Source organism: Cohnella candidum, assembly GCF_003713065.1.
GTDB classification, from domain to species: Bacteria; Bacillota; Bacilli; order Paenibacillales; family Paenibacillaceae; genus Cohnella; species Cohnella candidum.
Window position 1 is genome coordinate 4,043,226 of record NZ_CP033433.1, and the last position, 19,953, is coordinate 4,063,178.

Here is a 19,953-nt window from a genome sequence, read left to right on the forward strand (position 1 = left end):
CCTGGCCAGGCAGCCTGTTTCGGTTACGTACGTTTTTTATCAGGATCTCTAACAGGTACCGTCGGTTTGGATTTTGTCCATGCACTCCGACCAGGTCAGGCATTTGCAGCTTAAACCGTTGTCCAAGATCGTGATCATGGAGTTGATGTGGTTCTTGCGCTCCTCCAGCTCGGAGCGTTTTTGCTTCACCATCCGCTCCCATTGCTCGGAAAGCGAATACCCCGGTTCAAAACCCTCCATCAAAACCGCGATTTCCTGAATGCTGAAACCGGTCTGCTGCGCGATTTTGATGAAATGGATGCGATCCAGCAAACCCTCGTCGTACCGGCGCTGGCCGCTTTGCCGCTCCGGAGCCGGCAGCAAACCGACGGATTCATAATAGCGCAGAGTTGAAGCGGTCAAATTCGCTTTCGCCGCCAACTGTCCAATGCTGAGACCGGCCATCCCACACACTCCTTGACTTCAAGTGCACTTTAACTTTTATGATCGGATTATACCTCGCGAAGGATGGTGTTGGGAATGGAAAAAAGCAAATGGTTGGCCGGTCTTGCCGTGTTAGGGGCTTGTGCTTTATGTTGCGCGCTGCCGCTGCTCGGCGGTGCCGCGGCTCTCGGCGTCTCGTCTTTCTTTGTGAATCCCCTTGTTCTGGCGGGACTGGCTCTTGTCCTCTTCCTGGCCGGTTTCTTCATGGTGAAGCGCAGGAAAGCGGAGGGAACGGCGTGCCTGAAAACGGGATGCAATTGCGGTTCCTGCGCCCGCTAAAAGGGGATAGGCCGCTAAAAAGGATAGAGAGTCGGAAGTTATCCGACTTCTCCATCCTTTTTTTCTTCCCGGGGAAGTTCGTGCTACGATTAAGGTTGGTTAAAGCTTTATGAAATAAAATGGGTTTGCGGGAAACCGCAACTTGCACGCGCAAAGGGGAACAACCATGAGAATCTTGATCGTCGAGGACGAGATCCACCTGGCGGAGGCGTTAAGCCAAATTCTCAAAAAACAAAATTACTCCGTCGATGCCGTCCATGACGGCCATTCGGGGCTGGATAACGCCTTGAGCGGGATTTACGACCTGCTGCTGCTCGACATCAACCTGCCCGGCATGGACGGCATTAAGATATTGAAAACGGTCCGCGACGAAGGCATCGCCACGCCCGTCATCCTGCTCACCGCCAAAGGCGAGGTGGAAGATAAAATTTCCGGCCTCGATTACGGCGCCGACGACTACGTGGCCAAACCGTTCGTCACCGGGGAGCTGCTGGCCAGAATCCGGGCGGCGCTCCGGCGCAGGGGCGAAGTCGTGCCGGAAGATACGCTCAAATTCGGCGATATCGAGCTGAATACATCGAACCTGAAGCTGACGTGCGGAGGGAAAGAACTCAAGCTGATCCTCAAGGAAAGCGAGCTTCTGGAGCTGATGATGACGAGGAAAAGCGCGGTCACTTCCAAAGAGCAGATCATCGAGAAGCTGTGGGGCTTCGATTCGGAGGTCGAGCACAACAACGTGGAAGTGTACATTTCGTTCTTGCGCAAAAAGCTCACCTTCCTGAGCTCGTCCGTCCGTATCAACACGATACGCGGCGTCGGCTACGTATTGGAGGCGACCCCCTGATGTTCAACAAGCTTCGGAACCGGTTCCTGATCCTGAACCTGGTCATTATCTCCTTCATGATGCTGCTGGCCTTCTCTGCCATTTACACGATTACGTACCAGAACGTGAGCAACGACATCAGCATGGAGCTGCACCGCGTATCGGACTTCAACCGGAAAAACGACAATAAATTCGGGCAGCCGAAACGAGATGGGAATCCCCCTTTGCAGCAGAACGGCGACCCCTCCGCGAATCCGATGCAGGAGCGTTCGATTTCCTTCACGCTCCAGACGGACAGGCAGTGGAACATCACGCAGACGGATTCCAGGTTCGAAGGGGGGGACGATTTCTACAAGCAGGCTATCGCCAAAGTGAAAAGCCGGTCGGCAGCCGAGGGGCGGTTCACCCTGGCCGGGGATCATTGGGCATACCTCGTGCAGATTAACGCTAACGGATATTCCGTCGTAATCCTCGACGTGACGGCCCGGCAGAACATCCTCAAGAACCTCGTGTATACGTTCCTCGCCGTCGGTTTCGCTATGCTGATCATCATCTATTTTACGAGCCGGTTTTTCGCCAACCGATCCATCCAGCCGGTTCGGGAGGCGTTCAATAAGCAAAAGCAGTTCATCGCCGACGCCTCGCATGAATTGAAAACGCCGCTGGCCGTCATCAACACGAACGCGGACGTGCTGCTCGCCAATGATGACGATACGATCCGCAACCAGTCCAAATGGCTGCACCATATCAAGTCGGAAACGGAACGCATGAAGACGCTGACCAACGATTTGCTGTACCTCACCGAAATGGACGACGCCAAAACCGGGATGATTCACGCGAACTTCAACCTCAGCGAAGCGGTGGAAGGCGTCCTGCTCACGATGGAAGCCGTCGTGTTCGAGAAGGAGCTTTCGCTCGACTATGAGATCGAGCCGAACCTGACGGTGCGAGGCAACATGGAACAGATCAAGCAGGTGGCCATGATTCTCTTGGATAACGCGATCAAGTACACCCCGCCCAAGGGATCGATCAACCTGACCCTCCGCAAGCGCCATAACGATGTCCAGCTCATGGTCGCGAATACGGGGGACGGCATTCCGCCCGAGCACCTGGGGAGAATTTTCGACCGGTTTTACCGCGCCGACCCTTCCCGCTCGCGCAAGCATGGAGGATACGGCCTGGGTCTCGCCATCGCCAAATCGATCGTCGAGCAGCACAAGGGGAAGATTTCCGCCAAAAGCGTCGTCGGGGAACGAACGACATTTTATGTGCAATTGCCGTAACGTATTGTGCGGGAGAAGGAGGACGCCTATACTTAAAGCTTAATTGCGCAATATCCCACACAGTTGAAAGGTGACTCCTTCTCCATGGCTTTATCGAAATCGACTTTGGCTCTGCTCTCTTTGACCGTCGGCGCTTTCTCCATCGGAATGACCGAGTTCGTGATCATGGGCCTGCTCCCGAACGTGGCCGAAGACCTGAACGTCAGCATTTCGGCAGCGGGACAGCTGATCACGATGTACGCGATGGGCGTGGCGGTCGGCGCGCCTATCCTTACGATCGCGACCCAGCGCATTCCCCAAAAGAAGCTGCTGGTTTTATTGATGGCTTTATTCATCCTCGGAAATGTGCTTTCCGTGCTGGCCCCAAACTATGCCGTTCTCATGGCCGCCCGTATCATCACGGCCCTCACGCACGGTACCTTCTTCGGCGTCGGCGCCGTCATCGCTTCCGGCCTCGTACAGCCTGACAAACGGGCAGGAGCCATATCTCTCATGATGGCGGGCCTTACGATCGCGAACATCATCGGCGTGCCGTTCGGCACGTATGTCGGCCAGCAACTCGGCTGGCGGGCATCATTCGGAGCGATCGCGATCGTCGGCGCCGTCACCTTAGTCGGCATCCTCTTCTTCATCCCCCGCATCCCGCAGGACAAACCGACCGGCGTCCTGAAGCAGATCGCCGCGATGTCGAATCCGAAGCTGCATCTGTTCTTGCTGATCGGAATGCTCGGCAACGCCGGACTGTTCGCCGTGTTCACCTACATTACCCCCCTCCTCGTGGATGTCACCGGCTTCGCCGAGCACAGCGTGACGTGGATTCTCGTCCTGTTCGGCGTCGGGGTTACCGCAGGCAACATCGTCGGCGGGAAACTGGCCGATTGGAAGCTGATGCCCGCCATTCTCGGCATTTATTTCGCGATTTGCGTCATCCTGACGGTGTTTACGTTCACCGTCCACAGTCCCATTGCGGCCGTCATCACCGTCTTCCTCTGGGGAGCCGCGTCTTTCGCCGTCTTCCCCGGCCTGCAGGTGCGGGTCATGAGCCTGGCGAAATCGGCACCGGCGCTGGCTTCGACCGCCAGCCACTCGGCCGGCAACCTGGGCAACGCGTCCGGCGCTTTCATCGGGGGCTCGGTCATCACCCACTTATCCCTCACCGCCCTGCCCTGGGTCGGCGCTTTGCTCGTGGCGCTTGCGCTCAGCTTAGGCGCCGCTTGCTACGCCCAGGAACGGAAGGTCCCTGTCGCAGCTTAACGATTAACAAAACAACGCAAGACGGAGGAAATCCGATTTCGGATTCCTCCGTCTTTTTTTGCGCATAAAGCCCATTCCCAAGCTTTCGAGCATTTCAGATTCGTTAAAGGTTCTCCTCTTAGGATAAGGGCATGAACAAGACAAGGAGTGATTCTTATTTTTACTCGCAGAAGAAACAAAGTCATCGCCATTATAGCCGCTATCGTGCTGGTACTTGCCGTCATTTTGTATCAGCTCGCCGACCGCTACCTAATCGAGCACGTCCAAGCCGTCGTGACTCCGAATACGACGACGACGACGGCAGCCACCACCCAGACTTCGGCGACGGTCAAATCGTCCACCACTCCGGCGACAGCCGACGATTGGAACTACAAGGACGACAACGAGACGATCAACGTCAAAAAAGTGCAGACCGGCTCCGGTGACGACACTCTCACGTATTACGTGGCCGACGTGACCTTCAACGGCACGACGAACCTGCTCAGCGCCTTCGCCAAAAACGAATTCGGCACCAACATCACCGAGGACACCTCGACGATCGCGGCCAACAACAACGCCATTTTCGCGATCAACGGCGACTACTACGGCTTCCGCAACGATGGCGTCACGATCCGCAACGGAACCCTGTACCGCGACGAACCGGCGCGCGACGGCATGGCTATCCTCTCGGACGGATCGATGAAAACGTACGACGAAGTAGAGACCTCCTCAGACGAATTGTTCGCGGAAGGCGTCACGAACACCTATTCCTTCGGTCCGATCCTGGTGCAAAACGGCGAAATCGCCAGCGATTTCAGCAGCTTGAAGATCGACAAGAACTTCGGCAACCGCTCTATCCAAGAGGCCAACCCGCGCACCGGCATTGGCATGATCGCCCCGAACCACTACGTGTTCATCGTGGTCGACGGACGCAGCGCCGGATACAGCCGCGGCATGACGCTGGCGGAATTCGCGAACCTGTTCAAGGAGCTCGGCGCGACCGAAGCGTACAACCTGGACGGCGGCGGCTCTTCGACGATGTACTTCAACGGAAAAGTCGTGAATAACCCGCTGGGCAAAGGCAATGAGCGGGCCGTCAGCGACATTCTCTATATTCCTAAATCCTGATAAGGAGGTCGACCCCCATGACCATACTCATTCCTTCCTACGAACCGGACCAACGGCTGATCGGCCTCATTCACAAGCTGAAAGAAGTCAGCGGCGATCCCATTCTGATCGTAGACGACGGCAGCGGCGACGACTATCGCGGCATTTTCGATACCGCCAAGAATGCCGGCTGCACCGTCCTCACGCATCGGACCAACCAAGGCAAAGGCCGGGCGTTGAAAACGGGTTTCGACTACGTCAGGGAGCACGGCATCAAAGACGATATCGTCTGCGCGGACAGCGACGGCCAGCACCTGCCGGGTGATATTCTGAAAATCACGGAAGCCATCCGTCGGCACCGCAACCACATCGTGCTCGGCAGCCGGCAATTCACGGGCAAGGTTCCCTTGCGAAGCCGCATCGGAAATTCGGCGACGAGAATGGTGTACGCGATGGCCACGGGCAAACCCGTGCAGGACACGCAAACCGGGCTCCGCGGCTATTCCTCCGAGATGCTCGATTGGCTGTGCCAAGTCCAGGGCGACCGTTTCGAATACGAAATGAACATGCTGCTCGAGGCTCCGAAAGCCGGCTACGATCTATACGAGGTTCCGATCGAAACGGTGTATCTCGACGACAACAAATCGTCCCATTTCCGTCCGCTGGCCGATTCCGCGAAGGTGTACTTTCCGTTCCTTAAGTTCTGCGCGTCTTCGGGTTTCGCCGCGGTGCTGGACTTCGCGCTCCTGTTTTTACTGCAATGGATGTTCGGGAGTCTGTTCTTGTCGGTCATCGGCGCTCGGTTATGCAGCTCGATTTTCAATTACACGGTGAACCGCAAAATCGTCTTCGCCGGGAGAGCCCAAACAACCGCACGCACCTCGATACCCAAATACTTCTCGCTCGCCGTCGCGATCGTGCTTTTGAATTACGGCCTCCTCCATCTTTTCCACGTGAACGTCGGCATCCCGCTCTTCGGATCCAAACTGATCACGGAAATATCGCTGTTCTTGCTCAGCTTCTGGGTGCAGCTGAAACTCATCTTCAAATCGGCTTGAAAGACGCCTTCATTTGCTGGATGGTGCGGCGGGATCGAAGTGGTGGTTTAAGCCTATTCCTTCTAAAATGCGCAAAACGCCTAAGCGGCTCGTGCGCTTAGGCGTTTTCTCTGTTATTGGACGATGACCGGAATGCTGGACGAGACACCGTTCACGGTAAAGGTGATCGGGTAGGTGCCTTTCACGGAAGTGATCGTCTTCTGCCCGAAAATGACCCATAACCAATTTTCAAACGAGACGTTGCTGAACGTGATCGTTCTCCCGTTGTTCGAAATCATGGATGCGTCCAGGGGAATCTGAGCCGAACCCCAGGTTTGATATAAATCCGAGGTAGAGGCGACGAAAGCTCCGCCCAAGTCTACGGTCACGGTTACATTCTGCATAGGAACCGTCGTCGAAAGGTATGGCCTTATTAAAGTTGCGGTACTGCCTGCATCGAAAACGTATTGTGTTTTCGAGTCCGCATCAAGCAGCCTGAACAACGTGTTCCGCGATTGCACGACGACGGTCGTCGCCGCGCTTACGTTGCCTGCGGCATCCTCCGCGGTCAGCGACAAACTCTTGTCGGCAGGCAACGGAGAGATCACGATCGCAAAGTTCCCTTGCGCATCGGCATTGCCGGACGCGATCATCTCCGCCCCGTCCAAGACCTTCACGTAGGACAGCGGCTCTGCGCAGCCGACGATTGACGTCGAATCACTATTGACCGTATCCGTCACGGACGGGGCTTCCGGAGCCTCGGTATCCCTGGCGATGACGGTACGGGATGTCGCCGCGCTCACGTTCCCGCTGGCATCCGTCGCCGTGACCCGGATGGCCGTCCCCGCGGTCTGCTTCTGGATCGACACCGTATAGCTGCCGTTTGATGCCGCATAGCCATGGCCCACGACTTGGTCTCCAACGCGAACCACGATGGACGTTCCCGCTTCCGCTGTCCCGGCGATGGATTCCGTGTCCTCATAAACGGCTCCAGTCACGGAAGGCGCGCTCGGAGGAGTCGTATCCGCCTTCGGTGTCGCCGGAGTCGGCGGCTTAGGCGTGATCGGCGTCGAGGTGGTTCCCACTTGCACGTCCTTGACCAAGTCCTTGATCTGATCGAAGTTCATGAGCAGATCGCTGGCCTTCGCCCCTTCCGGCAGCACGATTTTTTCGATCGGCTTCTTCACGTCCAGCTTGGCCGTCGAGTTCAGCACTTCCAGCGTGCCGACCGCAGCATCGATCTGCACGTTCTTCGCGCCTTCGGATAACGTCAACTTCGGAATCGTGACTCCGGCGTCGGCCGTAATCGTAGCGCTCGTATTGACCGTCATTTCTCCAATGACGGATTTTCCTTTGGGCTCTACGCGAACATCCTGCTTGTTGACGTTCACGGCGCCCAAAATCGCGTTATTGAACACGACCGTGTTCGAATCCCCGCCGTTCACGCTCGTTTCGCCTTCCACGTTCAGTCCGTCGGAATAGAAATCGTGCTGTAAGTTCGCGGAGATCAACAGTTCCCCTCTCACTTTCAAATTCCGCACCGTCACGAAATCCGCATTCACCGTCAAAGAGCCGTTAATCACGCTTCCAGAACCGTCCAACACCTGATTGCCTTCGAACTCCGCGTCGGAAACAACCCCGGCCGCATTCAGTTCCAACGAAGCCACGCTTCGGATGACATTGTCTTCGGCAGCGTACCGGATGCCCGCACCTTTCAGTGACGCAGCGTTAGTCCGAGCAAACAAGCCCGTAAGCGAAACGTCCACTCGATAGGCGATACCGCCGATGACGACTTGACCGTACGTCACTTCGCCTATCGTTCCCTCTATGTATCCGCTGTTCAAGGCATTCAACAGCAGAACGGCTACCTCCTGCCTCGTCGCCAATGCTTGAGGACGGAACAGCGTGCCGTCTCCTCTCATCAGCTTCAGATCTAGCGCTCGGTGCACTCCGTCTTTCGCCCAAGGACTTATTGCCGCTTGATCTTCCGGAGCTTGGCTCCCCGCCGTGCTGCCTGCATCCGCGATAACGTCGACCGCACGCGAGACATATACGGCGAGCTCTTCGCGCGTCAACCGATCCTTCGGCCGAAAACACCCCGTCGCATCCAGATCCATGATCCCCGCGCTCACGACGGCCTCGATGGCCGGATTACTCCAATCCGCCGATTGAACATCCGCCGCAGCCGAACCGCCGTCAGCGTTTAAAGGCAATTCCAGCGTTTTGGCGAGTACGGACGCAAGCTCCTCCCGGGTAATCGCCTGCGTGGGGCGGAAACGTCCTGCTTGGTCGCCGGTCATGATGCCGAGCGACTGCATGGCGTTAACCGCGTCTCTTCCCCAGCTCGACACGGCCCCGAAATCCGAATAATGAACCGGCAAGCTGCCTTTCGGCTCGCTTCCGGCGGCGTGAATCACACTCATCGGCAATAAAGTCTGCGAGAGTAACAATGATGCAACCACGAGTTTCTTCACGCGTTTTTCCAACAACAAAGACCCCCTAGGATATGTGAGTTAGGACAAGGTGACTGGCCCTAGTGAGTCTATTATAAGGGCGCCGGCAAATCTAGGTAAGAGAGATTCCAAATTTACGCAAAACGACTCCCCTTTCCGTCCAAGCCGTCATCATCTTGTCCGAATAAGGTGTCGGAGAAGCATCTATTTGACTTGAAAGGTGTGTTATTTCAATGAGTCTTAACATCAGCAGGCTGAGAACCGTGAGCGATTCCTCGACGACCTTCGTCGGACCTGACCGGAATACCGCCATCAGCGGCGCCTTATCCGGAAGCGGTACGCCTGCGACAAACTACACTCCGCGGCTGTATTTCGGATGGCCGGGTTTGGCCCCTTATTCCAACGATAACGGCTTGCCTAAGTTAACGCCGTCTTACGTATGGGACAGCACCATCGGCAACGGCGAACGGATCGGAGTCGCGGCGAGAACTTCCTTCATCAGTAATCCCGGCGCTATCGCTTTGAGCATTGCCGTAAGCATTGCCGTTTTTTGCGATAACGCCCACGATACGCAAATCCAGATTTTCCGTCAAGGAGAGCCCTTCCCTTATGCAACGATAACTCCGAAGGATACTTTCGGCGTGCCGCTCCCGTTATCGGACGGTTCCATGACCCCCATTGATGAGCCCGGCCCCACGTTTAACTGGCAAGATATCCGGTTTTACTCCTCGAACATCATATTAACTCCCGCAGACGCCCCATACTCCGTCGTGTTATCCATTGAAGGCCAGAATTATATCTCCTCCGGTCCGAATCCGGCGGGGATCGCGTTCGTGATGGACTCTTATTTTATTACCGAATCCTGATAACTCCTTAAGACGTGAGCGATCACGTCTTTTTTCGAACCTTAGCATGGGCGGGAACATACCCTAAATGAAAGCAGCAATGAGCTTAAGGAGTGAAGACGCATGGCATTCATGCCGCCGCTCGGAACACCCGCCCCGACTCTCCCGCCCCCGGATTACATCCCCGTACCGCCTTATGGAACGTATATCGTCGACTGCTTGCAAAACTATACTTACGTCTGGTTGGTAAACGGGGAGAGCTTCTGGTTTTACCCGACTCGGGTGGAATACGGCGAAGTCGCGGGATACCGATGGAACGGTGCGTTCTGGTATTTCTACGGCATCGATCCGCGGTTTATCGATACCGTATCCTGTCCGCCTATTCCGACACTGTACTAAAGGCATCGGGAATTCCGGCTGATAATCACGCCTGCTCTTGAGCATACTCACCTCGTACGGCAAACAGGTGAATCCTGGAATCGAGAGAAGGAAGGATCGGCCGCATGTTACCACAGAAAACCGCCATCATCACGGGAGCAGGCAAAGGAATCGGTTTGGCCGTGGCTCGCGCTTTAGCGAAAGAGGGGGTACGGCTCGGCCTCATCGCCAGATCGGCCGCCGACCTGGAACGCCTTCGGAGCGAGCTGAAAGAACAGTTCGGCACTGACGCGGCCATCGCGACGGCCGATGTAAGCAACCGAACCGAGGCGGAAGCAGCAGTCGCGCAATTGGCAGGGCAACTGGGCACCATCGATATTCTCATCAACAACGCAGGCACCGCGACGTTCGGCACCTTGGCGGACATGGACCCCGAAGAATGGCAGCGAATTATCCAGGTCAACCTCATGGGGACCTATTATGTGACCCGTGCCGCGTTGCCGCACATGCTGGAACGCAAGCAAGGCGACATCCTGAACGTAGCCTCCACGGCCGGAGAGCGCGGGTTCGCTACAGGCTCCGCCTATTGCGCCTCCAAATTCGCGGTAATGGGCTTGACGGAATCCCTTTTCCACGAGGTCCGCAAGTCCAACATCCGAGTTACGGCCTTAACGCCCAGCACCGTAAACACGGAGTTGGCGTTCAAGGCAGGCTTGCCGATCGGAACGGAAGACCGGATGATGCAGCCGGAAGACGTCGCGCAGTTGGTCCTCGCCGCACTGGCCTTACCGCCCCGCGTCGTCATGAAAACGGCCGGCATCTTGACGACCAATCCCCAATAATCAGCAACCAGTCTGGATTCGGCTCCAAGCCGGACCCAGGCTGTTTCATTTTCCTCGATCACGCTTTGCGGGCCGCCTGAATACGCTGAAGCATAGGCATTTATCCCGGCCTCACGAGATGTCCGGCATCGGATGAGGCAGATAAAGGAGTGTTTCAGGTTGAGCGTAACGGCATCCCACTACTTTGCGCGGGGCAATACCGCGAGCGGCGCCCATTTCTTGTATGAATCCGCATTCCGGGGACTGGACCGGATCTTCGTCCTGTCTGGACCTCGCGGCACGGGGAAGTCCATGGTTCTGCGGCGTTTGGCCGATCACTTGATCGAAAAAGGCCAGCATGTGGAGTGCTTCCATTCCCCCCTGCGCCCCGACGAACTGGACGGCATCATCGCCACGGAGTTGGAAGTGGGGATCTTGGATGGGCGTGCCAGCGGAGACTTTTCGGCCAAAAGCACATCCGATACTCTCTCCATCGATTTTGGGGAGGCTTTCGATCTGGAGCGCATTTCCCCGGAGGACCTTGAAACGATTGATGCCCTCCAAGAGAAACTGGATCAAGCTTATGCCAAATCTTATGAGACGTTCGCGGCCGCTTTGCGGATCCATGACGAGTGGGAGAAATATTACATTGGAAGCATGGATTTCGCGAAGGCGGACCGGATTGCGCAAGAATTGAGCGAGGAATTGTTCTCGGGTCGCGCCAAAGATACGCCCGTTATCGGACGTCACGTCTTCTTCGGAGCGGCTACTCCCAAGGGAGCGTTCGACTATATTCAGAGCTTGACGGCTTCGCTAAGCAGGAGGATTTTCGTCAAAGGACGGCCGGGTTCCGGCAAATCCACGATGCTGAAGAAGCTTGCGGCCGCCGCTGAATCGAAGGGGATCGACGTTCGAGTGTTCCATTGCGGCTTTGATCCGAACAGTCTCGATATGCTGATTTTCCCCGAACTGAGCACCGCGATCTTCGACAGCACCGCGCCTCACGAGTACTTCCCGGATCGGGAGGGCGACGAAATTCTAGATATGTATGCGCTCACGATGACTGCCGGCACGGATGAAGCTTACGCGAACGAATTGGCGCCGATCAAAGAACGTTACTCCGCCGGCATGAAGGAAGCCACCGCTTATTTGGCGGAAGCCGAGGCGATCGACGCGCAAATCAAATCCATCTATACGGCGGCAACCGACTTCGCGATTGTGGAGTCACACCTGCGGCAATTACAGTCCGCATTGGATGAGCGGTTGAGCTTGGAAGGCACGTTTCAACTGCAATGAAATGTCGGTTGAAACGCAAAGGGCCCCTTCTTTCGAAGGAGCCCTTGTTCGTTATTATTGCGGCATCCGATACTGGCCCATCGTGGAATTAGAGAAATTCATGTTGTTCATGTTGTTCATGCTGTTCATATTGCTCGCGGTTTGCATGCCATATGCTCCGCCCTGCATGCCATACGCTCCGCCCTGCATCCCAGCCGCTCCGAATTGCGACATGAGCGCTTGATCGGCCGGCTGATAGCTTTGCATAAAGGTTTGGGCGGTTTGGTCTTTTAACGTAGGCACTTGATATTGCCCTTGCTCATTCATGAGCAAGAACACTTCATAGGCAAAGTTCATGCATGCCATCGCGCTGTTTTGGATCGCGCGGCGAAGATTCGGATCGGCGCATTCCAAAGCCGCCCAAGTAGCGTTCTTCGCTCCATTCTTATGGCAGATCAGCATGGCCGCCGCGATCTCTTGGTCGCTGAATTTCGCGTCCGTCTGCGGGGACATTTGCGGCGGGTTGTGAAGGCCGTATTGAACCTGTTGGCCGCCCATTCCCTGCATGCTCGGATTCGACATGATCGGCTGAAATCGGGTGTTCCCTTGGGTCAGATGGACGAGTTCATTGTAAGACATAATGGCCGTATGCCGATGACGAGCGATCATGTCTTGCAGCCTTGGATCTCTCGCCTGGCTGGCATAAAGATTGAAATGCGCGATTTGATTGATTTTGTCCATGAGACATTCGTGGACTTCCATCGTTTCGTGGGCACCGAATTGCATGCGAAATGAACACTCCTTTGAGGGTTGGAATCAAAGATAATGTTTACCTCGCCCCGAAATTTATGCGCCTTGCTTCCCCCCCATTCTCGATTCCGGTTTTTGCGCCCCCGATTTATTGCTTTTGGGCACTAACTTCGGCTTAGATCGTGAAAGCGGGGTCGTTTTATTGCGTTTCGACGCTAAATCTCCTGTTTCACCGTCGATGTGAAGGCAATAGCGAGCTTTTAGTGTCCAAAAGCAACAACTCTGCAATCGAACCGACCCAAGCCTCCATTTTAGTGTCGAAAGGCAATAACTTGGGCAGCCCCATCACGCAAAAGGCCTCCATCCCGGAGATCCGGAACGAAGGCCTTACAGAGACGTTCATGGTTTTTAGTTGACCAGCTGCAGCTCACGTTCGCTGACGAGTCCGAGCGCGCGTGCCGTGGAATGATGGATTTCGCGGATGAGTTCCGGATTCTTAAGCAGCGACAGGCCGTAAGACGGAATCATTTCCTTGATCTTGGACTCCCACTCCGGCATCCGTTGCGGGAAGCACTTCTGCATAACCTCCAGCATGACGGATACGGCGGTCGAAGCTCCCGGGGATGCGCCGAGCAGCGCGGCGATCGAACCGTCCGCGGCACTCACGACCTCCGTGCCGAATTGAAGCGTCCCTTTGCCGGAGTCGGTATCTTTGATGACCTGCACGCGCTGGCCCGCGACGACCAAATCCCAATCCTCGATCTTGGCGTCGGGGATGAACTCGCGCAGCTCTTCCATGCGCTGTTCTTTCGACAGCATCACTTGCTGGATCAGGTATTTCGTCAACGGCATGTTCTTCGCGCCTGCCGCAAGCATCGTAAAGAGGTTATTCGGCTTCACGGAAGTGATCAAGTCGAACATGGAGCCCGTTTTGAGGAACTTCGGCGAGAATCCGGCGAACGGTCCGAACAGGAGCGATTTCTTGTTGTCGATGAATCGCGTGTCCAAGTGCGGAACCGACATCGGCGGAGCGCCGACCTTGGCTTTGCCGTATACTTTGGCATGATGCTGCTCGACGACTTTCGGATTGTTGCACACCATGAACAGTCCGCTTACCGGGAACCCCCCGATGTGCTTGCCTTCGGGAATGCCCGATTTTTGCAGCAGATGCAGGCTTCCGCCGCCGCCGCCGATGAAGACGAATTTCGCGTTGTGGCGGGCAACGGTGCCGCTCTCGAGGTTCCGGATTTTCAACTCCCAAGATCCGTCGCTCGCCCGTTTAATATTATCTACCTGATGCTTATATTGGATTTCGACGTTCCGGCTCTTCAAGTGATCGAACAACAAACGAGTCAAAGCGCCGAAGTTGACGTCCGTTCCGGAATCGATTTTGGTCGCCGCAATCGGTTCATTCGATGGACGGTCCTTCATCATCACCGGAATCCATTCCTTGAGCTTGGCCGGATCGTCGGAAAACTCCATCCCTTGGAACAGCGGGTTGCCGGACATCGCTTCAAACCGTTTCCTCAGGAAGTTGACGTCTTTCTCCCCTTGCACGAAGCTCATGTGCGGCAGCGAGCGGATAAAGTCCTCCGGATTGGAGATGAGCTTGCGTTCCACAAGGTACGACCAAAACTGCCGGGATACCTGGAACTGTTCATTGACCTTGATGGCTTTGCTGATATCGACGGATCCGTCCGGTTTCTCGACGGTGTAGTTCAGCTCGCAAAGCGCCGCGTGTCCCGTGCCCGCGTTATTCCATTCGTTGGAGCTTTCCTCTCCTGCGGACGCGAGCTTCTCGAACACCTTGATTTCCCATTCCGGCGCCAGTTCCTTCAGCAGCGCGCCCAAGGTCGCGCTCATGACTCCGGCGCCGATCAAAATCACATCTGTTGTTGCGTGTCTGTCGCTCATTGCAATCCTTCCTTATATCTAAATTTACGGGTTGAAAGTGTCGAATTTCACATATTCATAGTTTAACACTATTACTTCTCTTATGATAGTTATAACCTATCCCAGCATAACCGCGGGAATGGAAGAATTCCATGAAAAGGCCTTTTCCGATTTCGGAAAAGGCCTTTTTTTTCTTGAAAACCGAAGTTAACCGTTTGTACTGCCGTTGTCCTGCCCATTCGGCATCCGGTCCGGGCGCTGGCCGCCTGGGCCGTGGCCACGGCCGCCACCGCCGCCTCCGCCGAAGCCGCCTGTCGGCGCAGTGGTCACGCCGGATTCGTTCAGGTAGGTTACTTTATCGCCGAGCGTGAAGGTGACGACTTTCGTGCTGCCGCTCGTCTCGCCGCCGTCATAGAGGCCGTCGGTCGCCGTGCCTGTGGACTTGCCGCCGGTCGAGAGGGTGTAGGAGTCGCCTGCCTTCAAATTCGGCGAGGAAATGACGATGCTGCTGAACGTTTTCGCCGGCGTGAAAGCCGTGAGCGCTTTGCCGGAGCTGTCCGTCAGGGTGACCAGCGTACCGGCTTCGAGCGTGTTCGGGAACGTCATCTGGATGGCGCGTTGGGACGAATCCTCGGACGGCGCCTGCGCCATGCCGGAGCTGCCGGCGGCGATGAGATAACCGCCCGATTGCTCGAAGGTTCCGTTGTAATCGAGAGGTCCGTTGCCGTTGTCGGTCGGGCCGTTCACGATAGCGGTGCCGCCGGACATCGTTGCCGAGCCGTTGGAGTCGAGACCGTCGCCCCCGGCGTTTACATAAAGGTAACCCCCGCTGATGGCCAGCATACCGTCCGTCGTGCTGAACGAATCCCCGCCAGCGCCGCCTGCCGCGGAGCCGTCGCTTCCCCCGCTGACATTCACGCCGTCATCTTGGGCGGCCAGATGGAGGTTGCCGCCCGAGATCGCGATGTCCGCACTCTCAATGCCCTCATAGCTGTTCGTAATGTTGACCGTGCCGTTCGAGATGGAAAGCGAGTTGTCCGCGTGCATGCCGTCATCGCCGGATGCCAGCACGTATTGGCCGCCTGAGATCAAGAGATTTCCGTTGCTGTGAATCGCATCGTCTGCCGTATCGATCTTGAAATTGCCGTCCGCGATGGCGATATCGGCCGTCGCTTTAAGCCCTTTGGCGCTGGAAGACTCGGTATCGGTCGTCGCCGTCTGATCCTGCGTTTGGGTCTGCGTCTGATTCCCCGGCTGACTCCGGAAGCCTCCCGGCCCGTTGTCGGCATGCGTTTTGGTCGATTTCGCATATCCGCCGCCAGACACGATATTATACGTACCGCCCCCGATCAGGATCGTGGAAGCCGCCTGAATCCCGTCGTTTTTGGACGTAATGTTGAACGTCCCGCTCACGATGGTGACGTATCCTTTATCCGCGTCGGCGTCGTTCGTCGATTTCACGCCGTCGCCGCCCGCTGTGACCGTAACCGTGCCGTCCTTCACCGCGACCAGATCGCGTCCGATGATGCCGTCGTCGGCGGCTTGAACGTCGATCGTCCCGCTCATGATTTTCAGGTCGTCCTTGCCGGTGATGCCGTCCTTCGATTTGCCCGTCACGGTCAGCTTGCCGGTGCCGTTGATCGTGAGATCGCTCTTGCTGAAGATCGCCGCCGTAGGCGCTTCTTCGGAAGTATCCGCATAGGACGCGCCGTCAGAGACGGCGTTGTCCGTGCCTTCCTGCAGCGTAACGATCGTTTTGTCCGCTTGTTTCACGTAGATGGCCGGACCGTCGTTCTTCGTGATATTCGCTCCGTTCAGCACGAGATGCACGTCAGCGTCTTCCGGCGCGTCGACCACGATTTGGCCATCAGCCACGGTGCCGCTCACGACATAGGTGCCGGCTTGCTTGATGGTGATAACCCCGCCGTCGGCGGATGCGCCGGAGCCGGTTACCGCTGGGCCGGCAGCGCTCAGCGCAATCGCGGTCGAGTTGTCCGCGCTCCAAGTCGTGAGGGAGTCATTGTCGTCGAAGCCTGCCTGCTCGGAGGCTTTGAGGCTTGCAAGCTTCACGGAGGCGGCCGCGGCAGCGCCGCTGGAAGAGGTCTTCGAAACGGACGTAGAAGCGGTGGCGGCTGGGGACGACGTAGTCGCGGTGTTGTTGGAGCTGCATCCCGCGGCTAATGCGGCGCTGAGAAGCGCGATGGCGATCAATTTCGCTTTATTCGAATAATTCATTTCATCTACCTCTTTTCCTCAATATTCCTGCAAGGCAGGATTCATCGTTAACGTGATGTCGAGATTGCCGTTCCGCGTACGGACGGCGTCAAGCAGTTCCTTCTGGCTCGTGTTCGGCTTCAACTTCACGGCGTACACGACCTCGTACAGGCTGCCGAGCTCCGTCGTGCGGACCTTCTTCAGCTCGTAGTCGATGCCAAATTTTCTGAAAATCTCATCGAAGGCTTCCTCATAGCCGAGGCTTTCCGGGATCGTGATTTTCAGCGTCTTCATCCCATCTTTGTGCGAACCGAACTTGAACGCCTTGAGGACGAGCATGAGCACGCACAGGCAAACCGTGAACAGAATCGCGTAGCCGTAGGCGCCGACGCCGCAGCCGAGGCCGGCCGCCATCGAGAACAGAACGTACGAGATATCCTTCGAATCGCCCGGCGCGCTTCGGAACCGGATGATGGAGAATGCGCCGGCGAGACTGAAAGCGCGGGCAATGTTGCTCCCGATCATCAGGATGATGATGGCCACGATCGTCGGAAGCACCATCATCGTCAGCGTGAAGCTTGGAGAATAGGCGGTTTGCGTCTTCATGTACGTCCAGCTGATCACGCCGCCCAAGAGGATGGACACCGCGAAGGTCAGAAGCGCGTGGCTCAACGATAATTCCGTGACGGATGCCGTTGAATTGAAAATGGACTCAATCATAGAACAATGCTCTCCCTTTCCGGTATGAAGACGTTTCCTGCATGGCGAATGGATTTCTTATACTCATAGCCGTATTTGGAGAAGCTCGTCCGGTACATTCGATGCTCGGACAGCAGTTTCGCCAGCCACACGGGAATCGTCTTCTCCGCCTTCACTTCCATAAGCCACTGGCCGCGCTCCAACAGCTGTTCGCCATGATCGCCGTCTTCCAATTTCAGATCGTACCGCCGCGTCCGAATGTTCGTGTCGAACGTGATCCTCAGATCCCGGTTGCCTTTGCAGAACATCGCGATTCGGTCATAAGCCAGGTACACCATCGGCTGCAATTCATACCGGGACAGGAAATACTCGATCTCCCGGGTGACCTGCCGATTCATCCCTTCCCGGTACGCCGGCGGCTGCCCTGTCCGGACGAACTCGTACGCTTCATGAAGCTTCATCGCCGTCCGGCGCTTATTCACGAGGCCGAACACTTTCTTCTTCAGCTCCAGATACACTTTGGCATCCCGCTCCGGAACACCGTAAGCACGGATTCGGAGCTTCTCCCTGTACTTCGGCTTCGAGAGGCTGTTGCGGATCAGCGTATGCTGCTCGGTGTCGTAGTACAGGTTGCTGATGGAATAAAATTTATCGTTCTTGTTGTGGGCATCCAGCTCCATGTATTCCATCAGGCGGTTGTAGAGGCCGTAGAAGGCTTTCGAATCCATTAAGTATTTGTTCTCGTATCTGTTAAACACTTCAATTGCCAAGTTCGGCACCCCTTTCTTCATTCGGCGACCGCCGTGTCGCCCTTCCTGTCTGTAGAATAGGGCGCGAACCTTTAGCGAATCTTAAATGGTAAACGGAGTATAAATGTTTTTGCGGCAACGACGAAAAGGGGCTCTCCCTTTACGGGAAAGCCCCTTACCTATCAGAACTGCTTACAAGCTAAAGGTATTTTTGCAAGTTCTCCAAAATGACCGCATAGGCATTCGCGAACATATGAACCCCGTCGATCCCGAACTCTTCTTTCAGATTCCCTTCCGAATCCGCGAGCCCCTCGTTCACGTCTATGTAGGCATATCCGTGCTTGGCCGCCAGCCGCTCGATCGCTTCGTTCGCTTCCCGGATCGCCTCGTTGGTCCGCCTTTGGAACACCTCGTCCATCCACCCTCTAGGAACGAGAGGAAACTCCGCCTTGGCGTTGACGGGATAATAAGCCATGACGTAGACCCGGCAGTCCGGCAGTCTATCGCCGATCCGGGTTAAAATCTCGTCGTAGTTCGCAACCAAGTTCTCCAGCCGGTAATCCGTCGCGCTGATGTCGTTCGTGCCGATGTTGATGAAGATTTTAGAGGGCTCCAACTCGAAAATGCAGGCCTCCATCGATGCCAATAACTCTGCCGTTACATAACCCGCGATCCCACGATTGTATACACAGACCTGGCGCTTCAGTGTCTGCTGCAGTTCATGGATTGGGAAGAACTCCATCAGGGAGGAGCCGACGAGCACGGTTTGTCCTTTACGCGCGTAACGATTGAGGATTTGGTACTTTCTCACTTTCTCCCGCTTCTCGTCATACACTAACGCTTGTTCCTCGGGAGCCGCCATTTTACGCCCCCTCCTTCTTCGATGATGGCCTGAACCCGCGAAAAATTTGATCCGCCACGATGATCACGATGCCGCAGTAGACCCAAATATCCGCGAAATTCATCGTCGCCTGGTCGGAGAAATACAGGAAGTCCGTAACCTGGTTATACACGATGCGGTCGATCGCGTTGCCTACGGCTCCCCCGATGACCAACGCCACACCGCACTGCATGAGCGGCGACCGGAACCATCCCTTGCTCCTCAAGTAAAGAGCAACGGCAACCAGAATAAGGACCAACACGGCCAGCCACCTCCCGTAGCCGACGAACAGATAACCGGATGTCCCATGATTCGCGAGGTGGGTCAGCTTGATGACGCCGCCCCAGAGTTCGGTTTTCTCCCCGGGCTCCAGATTCGTGCGAATGGCTATCTTCGTCACCAAATCGAGGACAATTGAAACAATGATAATGAGATAAAAGGTCATGGAATAAACCTCGCTCGCCTAAACGATATAACCCGGCCTCTTCTGAGGCCGGGTTTTTGATGCTGCAACTTACGGCTTCTGAGCCCTTGGAGCGCTTTCGAAGCCGTTCGACTTGTGCGTTCCGTCGCAGAACGGTTTGTTTCCCGATGCCCCGCACCGGCACAGCGAGAACGATTCTTTGTGCTCGAACGGGTTCCCTTCCGCGTCCACCAGCTCGACCGGTCCCGTTACCCGAAGCGAACCGTTATCGTTCACCTTAATCGTCACCTTGATTTCATCCGTCATGCGTTGGCCTCCTATACGATG

At 56.0% G+C, this 19,953-nt stretch carries 20 protein-coding genes; 10 read left to right on the forward strand and 10 right to left on the reverse strand.

Annotated features, from left to right (window positions below):
- Window positions 1-48: 48 nt before the first annotated feature.
- On the reverse strand, window positions 49-444 hold the full coding sequence (locus tag EAV92_RS18500) for a helix-turn-helix domain-containing protein (protein WP_123042465.1): 396 nt from the start codon (window positions 442-444) through the stop codon (window positions 49-51).
- Window positions 445-519: 75 nt separating this feature from the next.
- Here EAV92_RS18500 and EAV92_RS18505 point away from each other — a divergent pair, with 75 nt between their 5' ends.
- From EAV92_RS18505 to EAV92_RS18530, 6 genes are all read left to right on the forward strand, one after another.
- Window positions 520-762, forward strand: a complete 243-nt coding sequence (locus tag EAV92_RS18505) for a hypothetical protein (protein WP_123042466.1) — start codon at window positions 520-522, stop codon at window positions 760-762.
- A 166-nt stretch (window positions 763-928) separates the two neighbouring features.
- Window positions 929-1,606, forward strand: coding sequence for a response regulator transcription factor (locus EAV92_RS18510; RefSeq protein ID WP_123042467.1), 678 nt, complete (start codon window positions 929-931; stop codon window positions 1,604-1,606).
- Entirely contained in the window at window positions 1,606-2,868 is a 1,263-nt protein-coding gene (locus EAV92_RS18515; RefSeq protein ID WP_123042468.1) for a sensor histidine kinase, read from the forward strand. Before EAV92_RS18510 ends, EAV92_RS18515 begins: the two co-directional genes overlap by 1 nt.
- Before the next feature lie 84 nt (window positions 2,869-2,952).
- Entirely contained in the window at window positions 2,953-4,122 is a 1,170-nt protein-coding gene (locus tag EAV92_RS18520; protein ID WP_123042469.1) for an MFS transporter, read from the forward strand.
- 147 nt (window positions 4,123-4,269) lie between these two features.
- Window positions 4,270-5,229, forward strand: a complete 960-nt coding sequence (locus tag EAV92_RS18525; protein ID WP_123042470.1) for a phosphodiester glycosidase family protein — start codon at window positions 4,270-4,272, stop codon at window positions 5,227-5,229.
- 17 nt (window positions 5,230-5,246) lie between these two features.
- Entirely contained in the window at window positions 5,247-6,266 is a 1,020-nt protein-coding gene (locus EAV92_RS18530) for a bifunctional glycosyltransferase family 2/GtrA family protein (RefSeq protein ID WP_123042471.1), read from the forward strand.
- Window positions 6,267-6,379: 113 nt separating this feature from the next.
- Here EAV92_RS18530 and EAV92_RS18535 read toward each other — a convergent pair whose 3' ends face one another.
- Entirely contained in the window at window positions 6,380-8,731 is a 2,352-nt protein-coding gene (locus EAV92_RS18535; RefSeq protein WP_123042472.1) for an S-layer homology domain-containing protein, read from the reverse strand.
- Between the two features lie 200 nt (window positions 8,732-8,931).
- Between EAV92_RS18535 and EAV92_RS18540 the strand changes: the two genes are divergently transcribed.
- The 4 genes from EAV92_RS18540 (at window position 8,932) to EAV92_RS18555 (ending at window position 12,038) form a co-directional block, all read left to right on the forward strand.
- Complete coding sequence (locus EAV92_RS18540) at window positions 8,932-9,564, forward strand: hypothetical protein (RefSeq protein ID WP_123042473.1); 633 nt, start codon at window positions 8,932-8,934, stop codon at window positions 9,562-9,564.
- A 102-nt stretch (window positions 9,565-9,666) separates the two neighbouring features.
- Entirely contained in the window at window positions 9,667-9,942 is a 276-nt protein-coding gene (locus tag EAV92_RS18545) for a transporter (protein WP_123042474.1), read from the forward strand.
- Window positions 9,943-10,046: 104 nt separating this feature from the next.
- Window positions 10,047-10,763, forward strand: coding sequence for a 3-ketoacyl-ACP reductase (locus EAV92_RS18550; protein WP_123042475.1), 717 nt, complete (start codon window positions 10,047-10,049; stop codon window positions 10,761-10,763).
- 159 nt (window positions 10,764-10,922) lie between these two features.
- Complete coding sequence (locus EAV92_RS18555) at window positions 10,923-12,038, forward strand: PRK06851 family protein (protein ID WP_123042476.1); 1,116 nt, start codon at window positions 10,923-10,925, stop codon at window positions 12,036-12,038.
- A gap of 54 nt (window positions 12,039-12,092) precedes the next feature.
- On the opposite strand, the gene EAV92_RS18560 is transcribed toward EAV92_RS18555, so the two are convergent.
- The 8 genes from EAV92_RS18560 to EAV92_RS18595 all read right to left on the reverse strand — a co-directional run bounded on the left by EAV92_RS18560 (window position 12,093) and on the right by EAV92_RS18595 (window position 19,932).
- Window positions 12,093-12,803 carry a spore coat protein gene (locus EAV92_RS18560; RefSeq protein ID WP_123042477.1) on the reverse strand — a complete coding sequence of 237 codons (711 nt, stop codon included), beginning with the start codon at window positions 12,801-12,803 and terminating at the stop codon, window positions 12,093-12,095.
- A 372-nt stretch (window positions 12,804-13,175) separates the two neighbouring features.
- Window positions 13,176-14,681, reverse strand: coding sequence for a malate:quinone oxidoreductase (locus tag EAV92_RS18565; protein WP_123042478.1), 1,506 nt, complete (start codon window positions 14,679-14,681; stop codon window positions 13,176-13,178).
- 186 nt (window positions 14,682-14,867) lie between these two features.
- Window positions 14,868-16,895 (reverse strand): carbohydrate-binding domain-containing protein, encoded by a 2,028-nt coding sequence (locus EAV92_RS18570; protein WP_123042479.1) that lies wholly within the window; start codon window positions 16,893-16,895, stop codon window positions 14,868-14,870.
- Between the two features lie 18 nt (window positions 16,896-16,913).
- Entirely contained in the window at window positions 16,914-17,594 is a 681-nt protein-coding gene (locus EAV92_RS18575) for a DUF4956 domain-containing protein (protein WP_123042480.1), read from the reverse strand.
- A complete protein-coding gene (locus tag EAV92_RS18580) occupies window positions 17,591-18,343 on the reverse strand; it encodes a polyphosphate polymerase domain-containing protein (protein WP_123043805.1) in 753 nt (250 codons plus the stop codon). Before EAV92_RS18580 ends, EAV92_RS18575 begins: the two co-directional genes overlap by 4 nt.
- Window positions 18,344-18,521: 178 nt before the next feature.
- Entirely contained in the window at window positions 18,522-19,184 is a 663-nt protein-coding gene (locus EAV92_RS18585; protein WP_123042481.1) for a GDSL-type esterase/lipase family protein, read from the reverse strand.
- A gap of 1 nt (window position 19,185) precedes the next feature.
- Window positions 19,186-19,647: a signal peptidase II gene (lspA, locus tag EAV92_RS18590; RefSeq protein WP_123042482.1), complete on the reverse strand. Its 462-nt coding sequence runs from the start codon at window positions 19,645-19,647 to the stop codon at window positions 19,186-19,188.
- 69 nt (window positions 19,648-19,716) lie between these two features.
- A complete protein-coding gene (locus EAV92_RS18595; protein ID WP_123042483.1) occupies window positions 19,717-19,932 on the reverse strand; it encodes a CDGSH iron-sulfur domain-containing protein in 216 nt (71 codons plus the stop codon).
- Window positions 19,933-19,953: the final 21 nt, after the last annotated feature.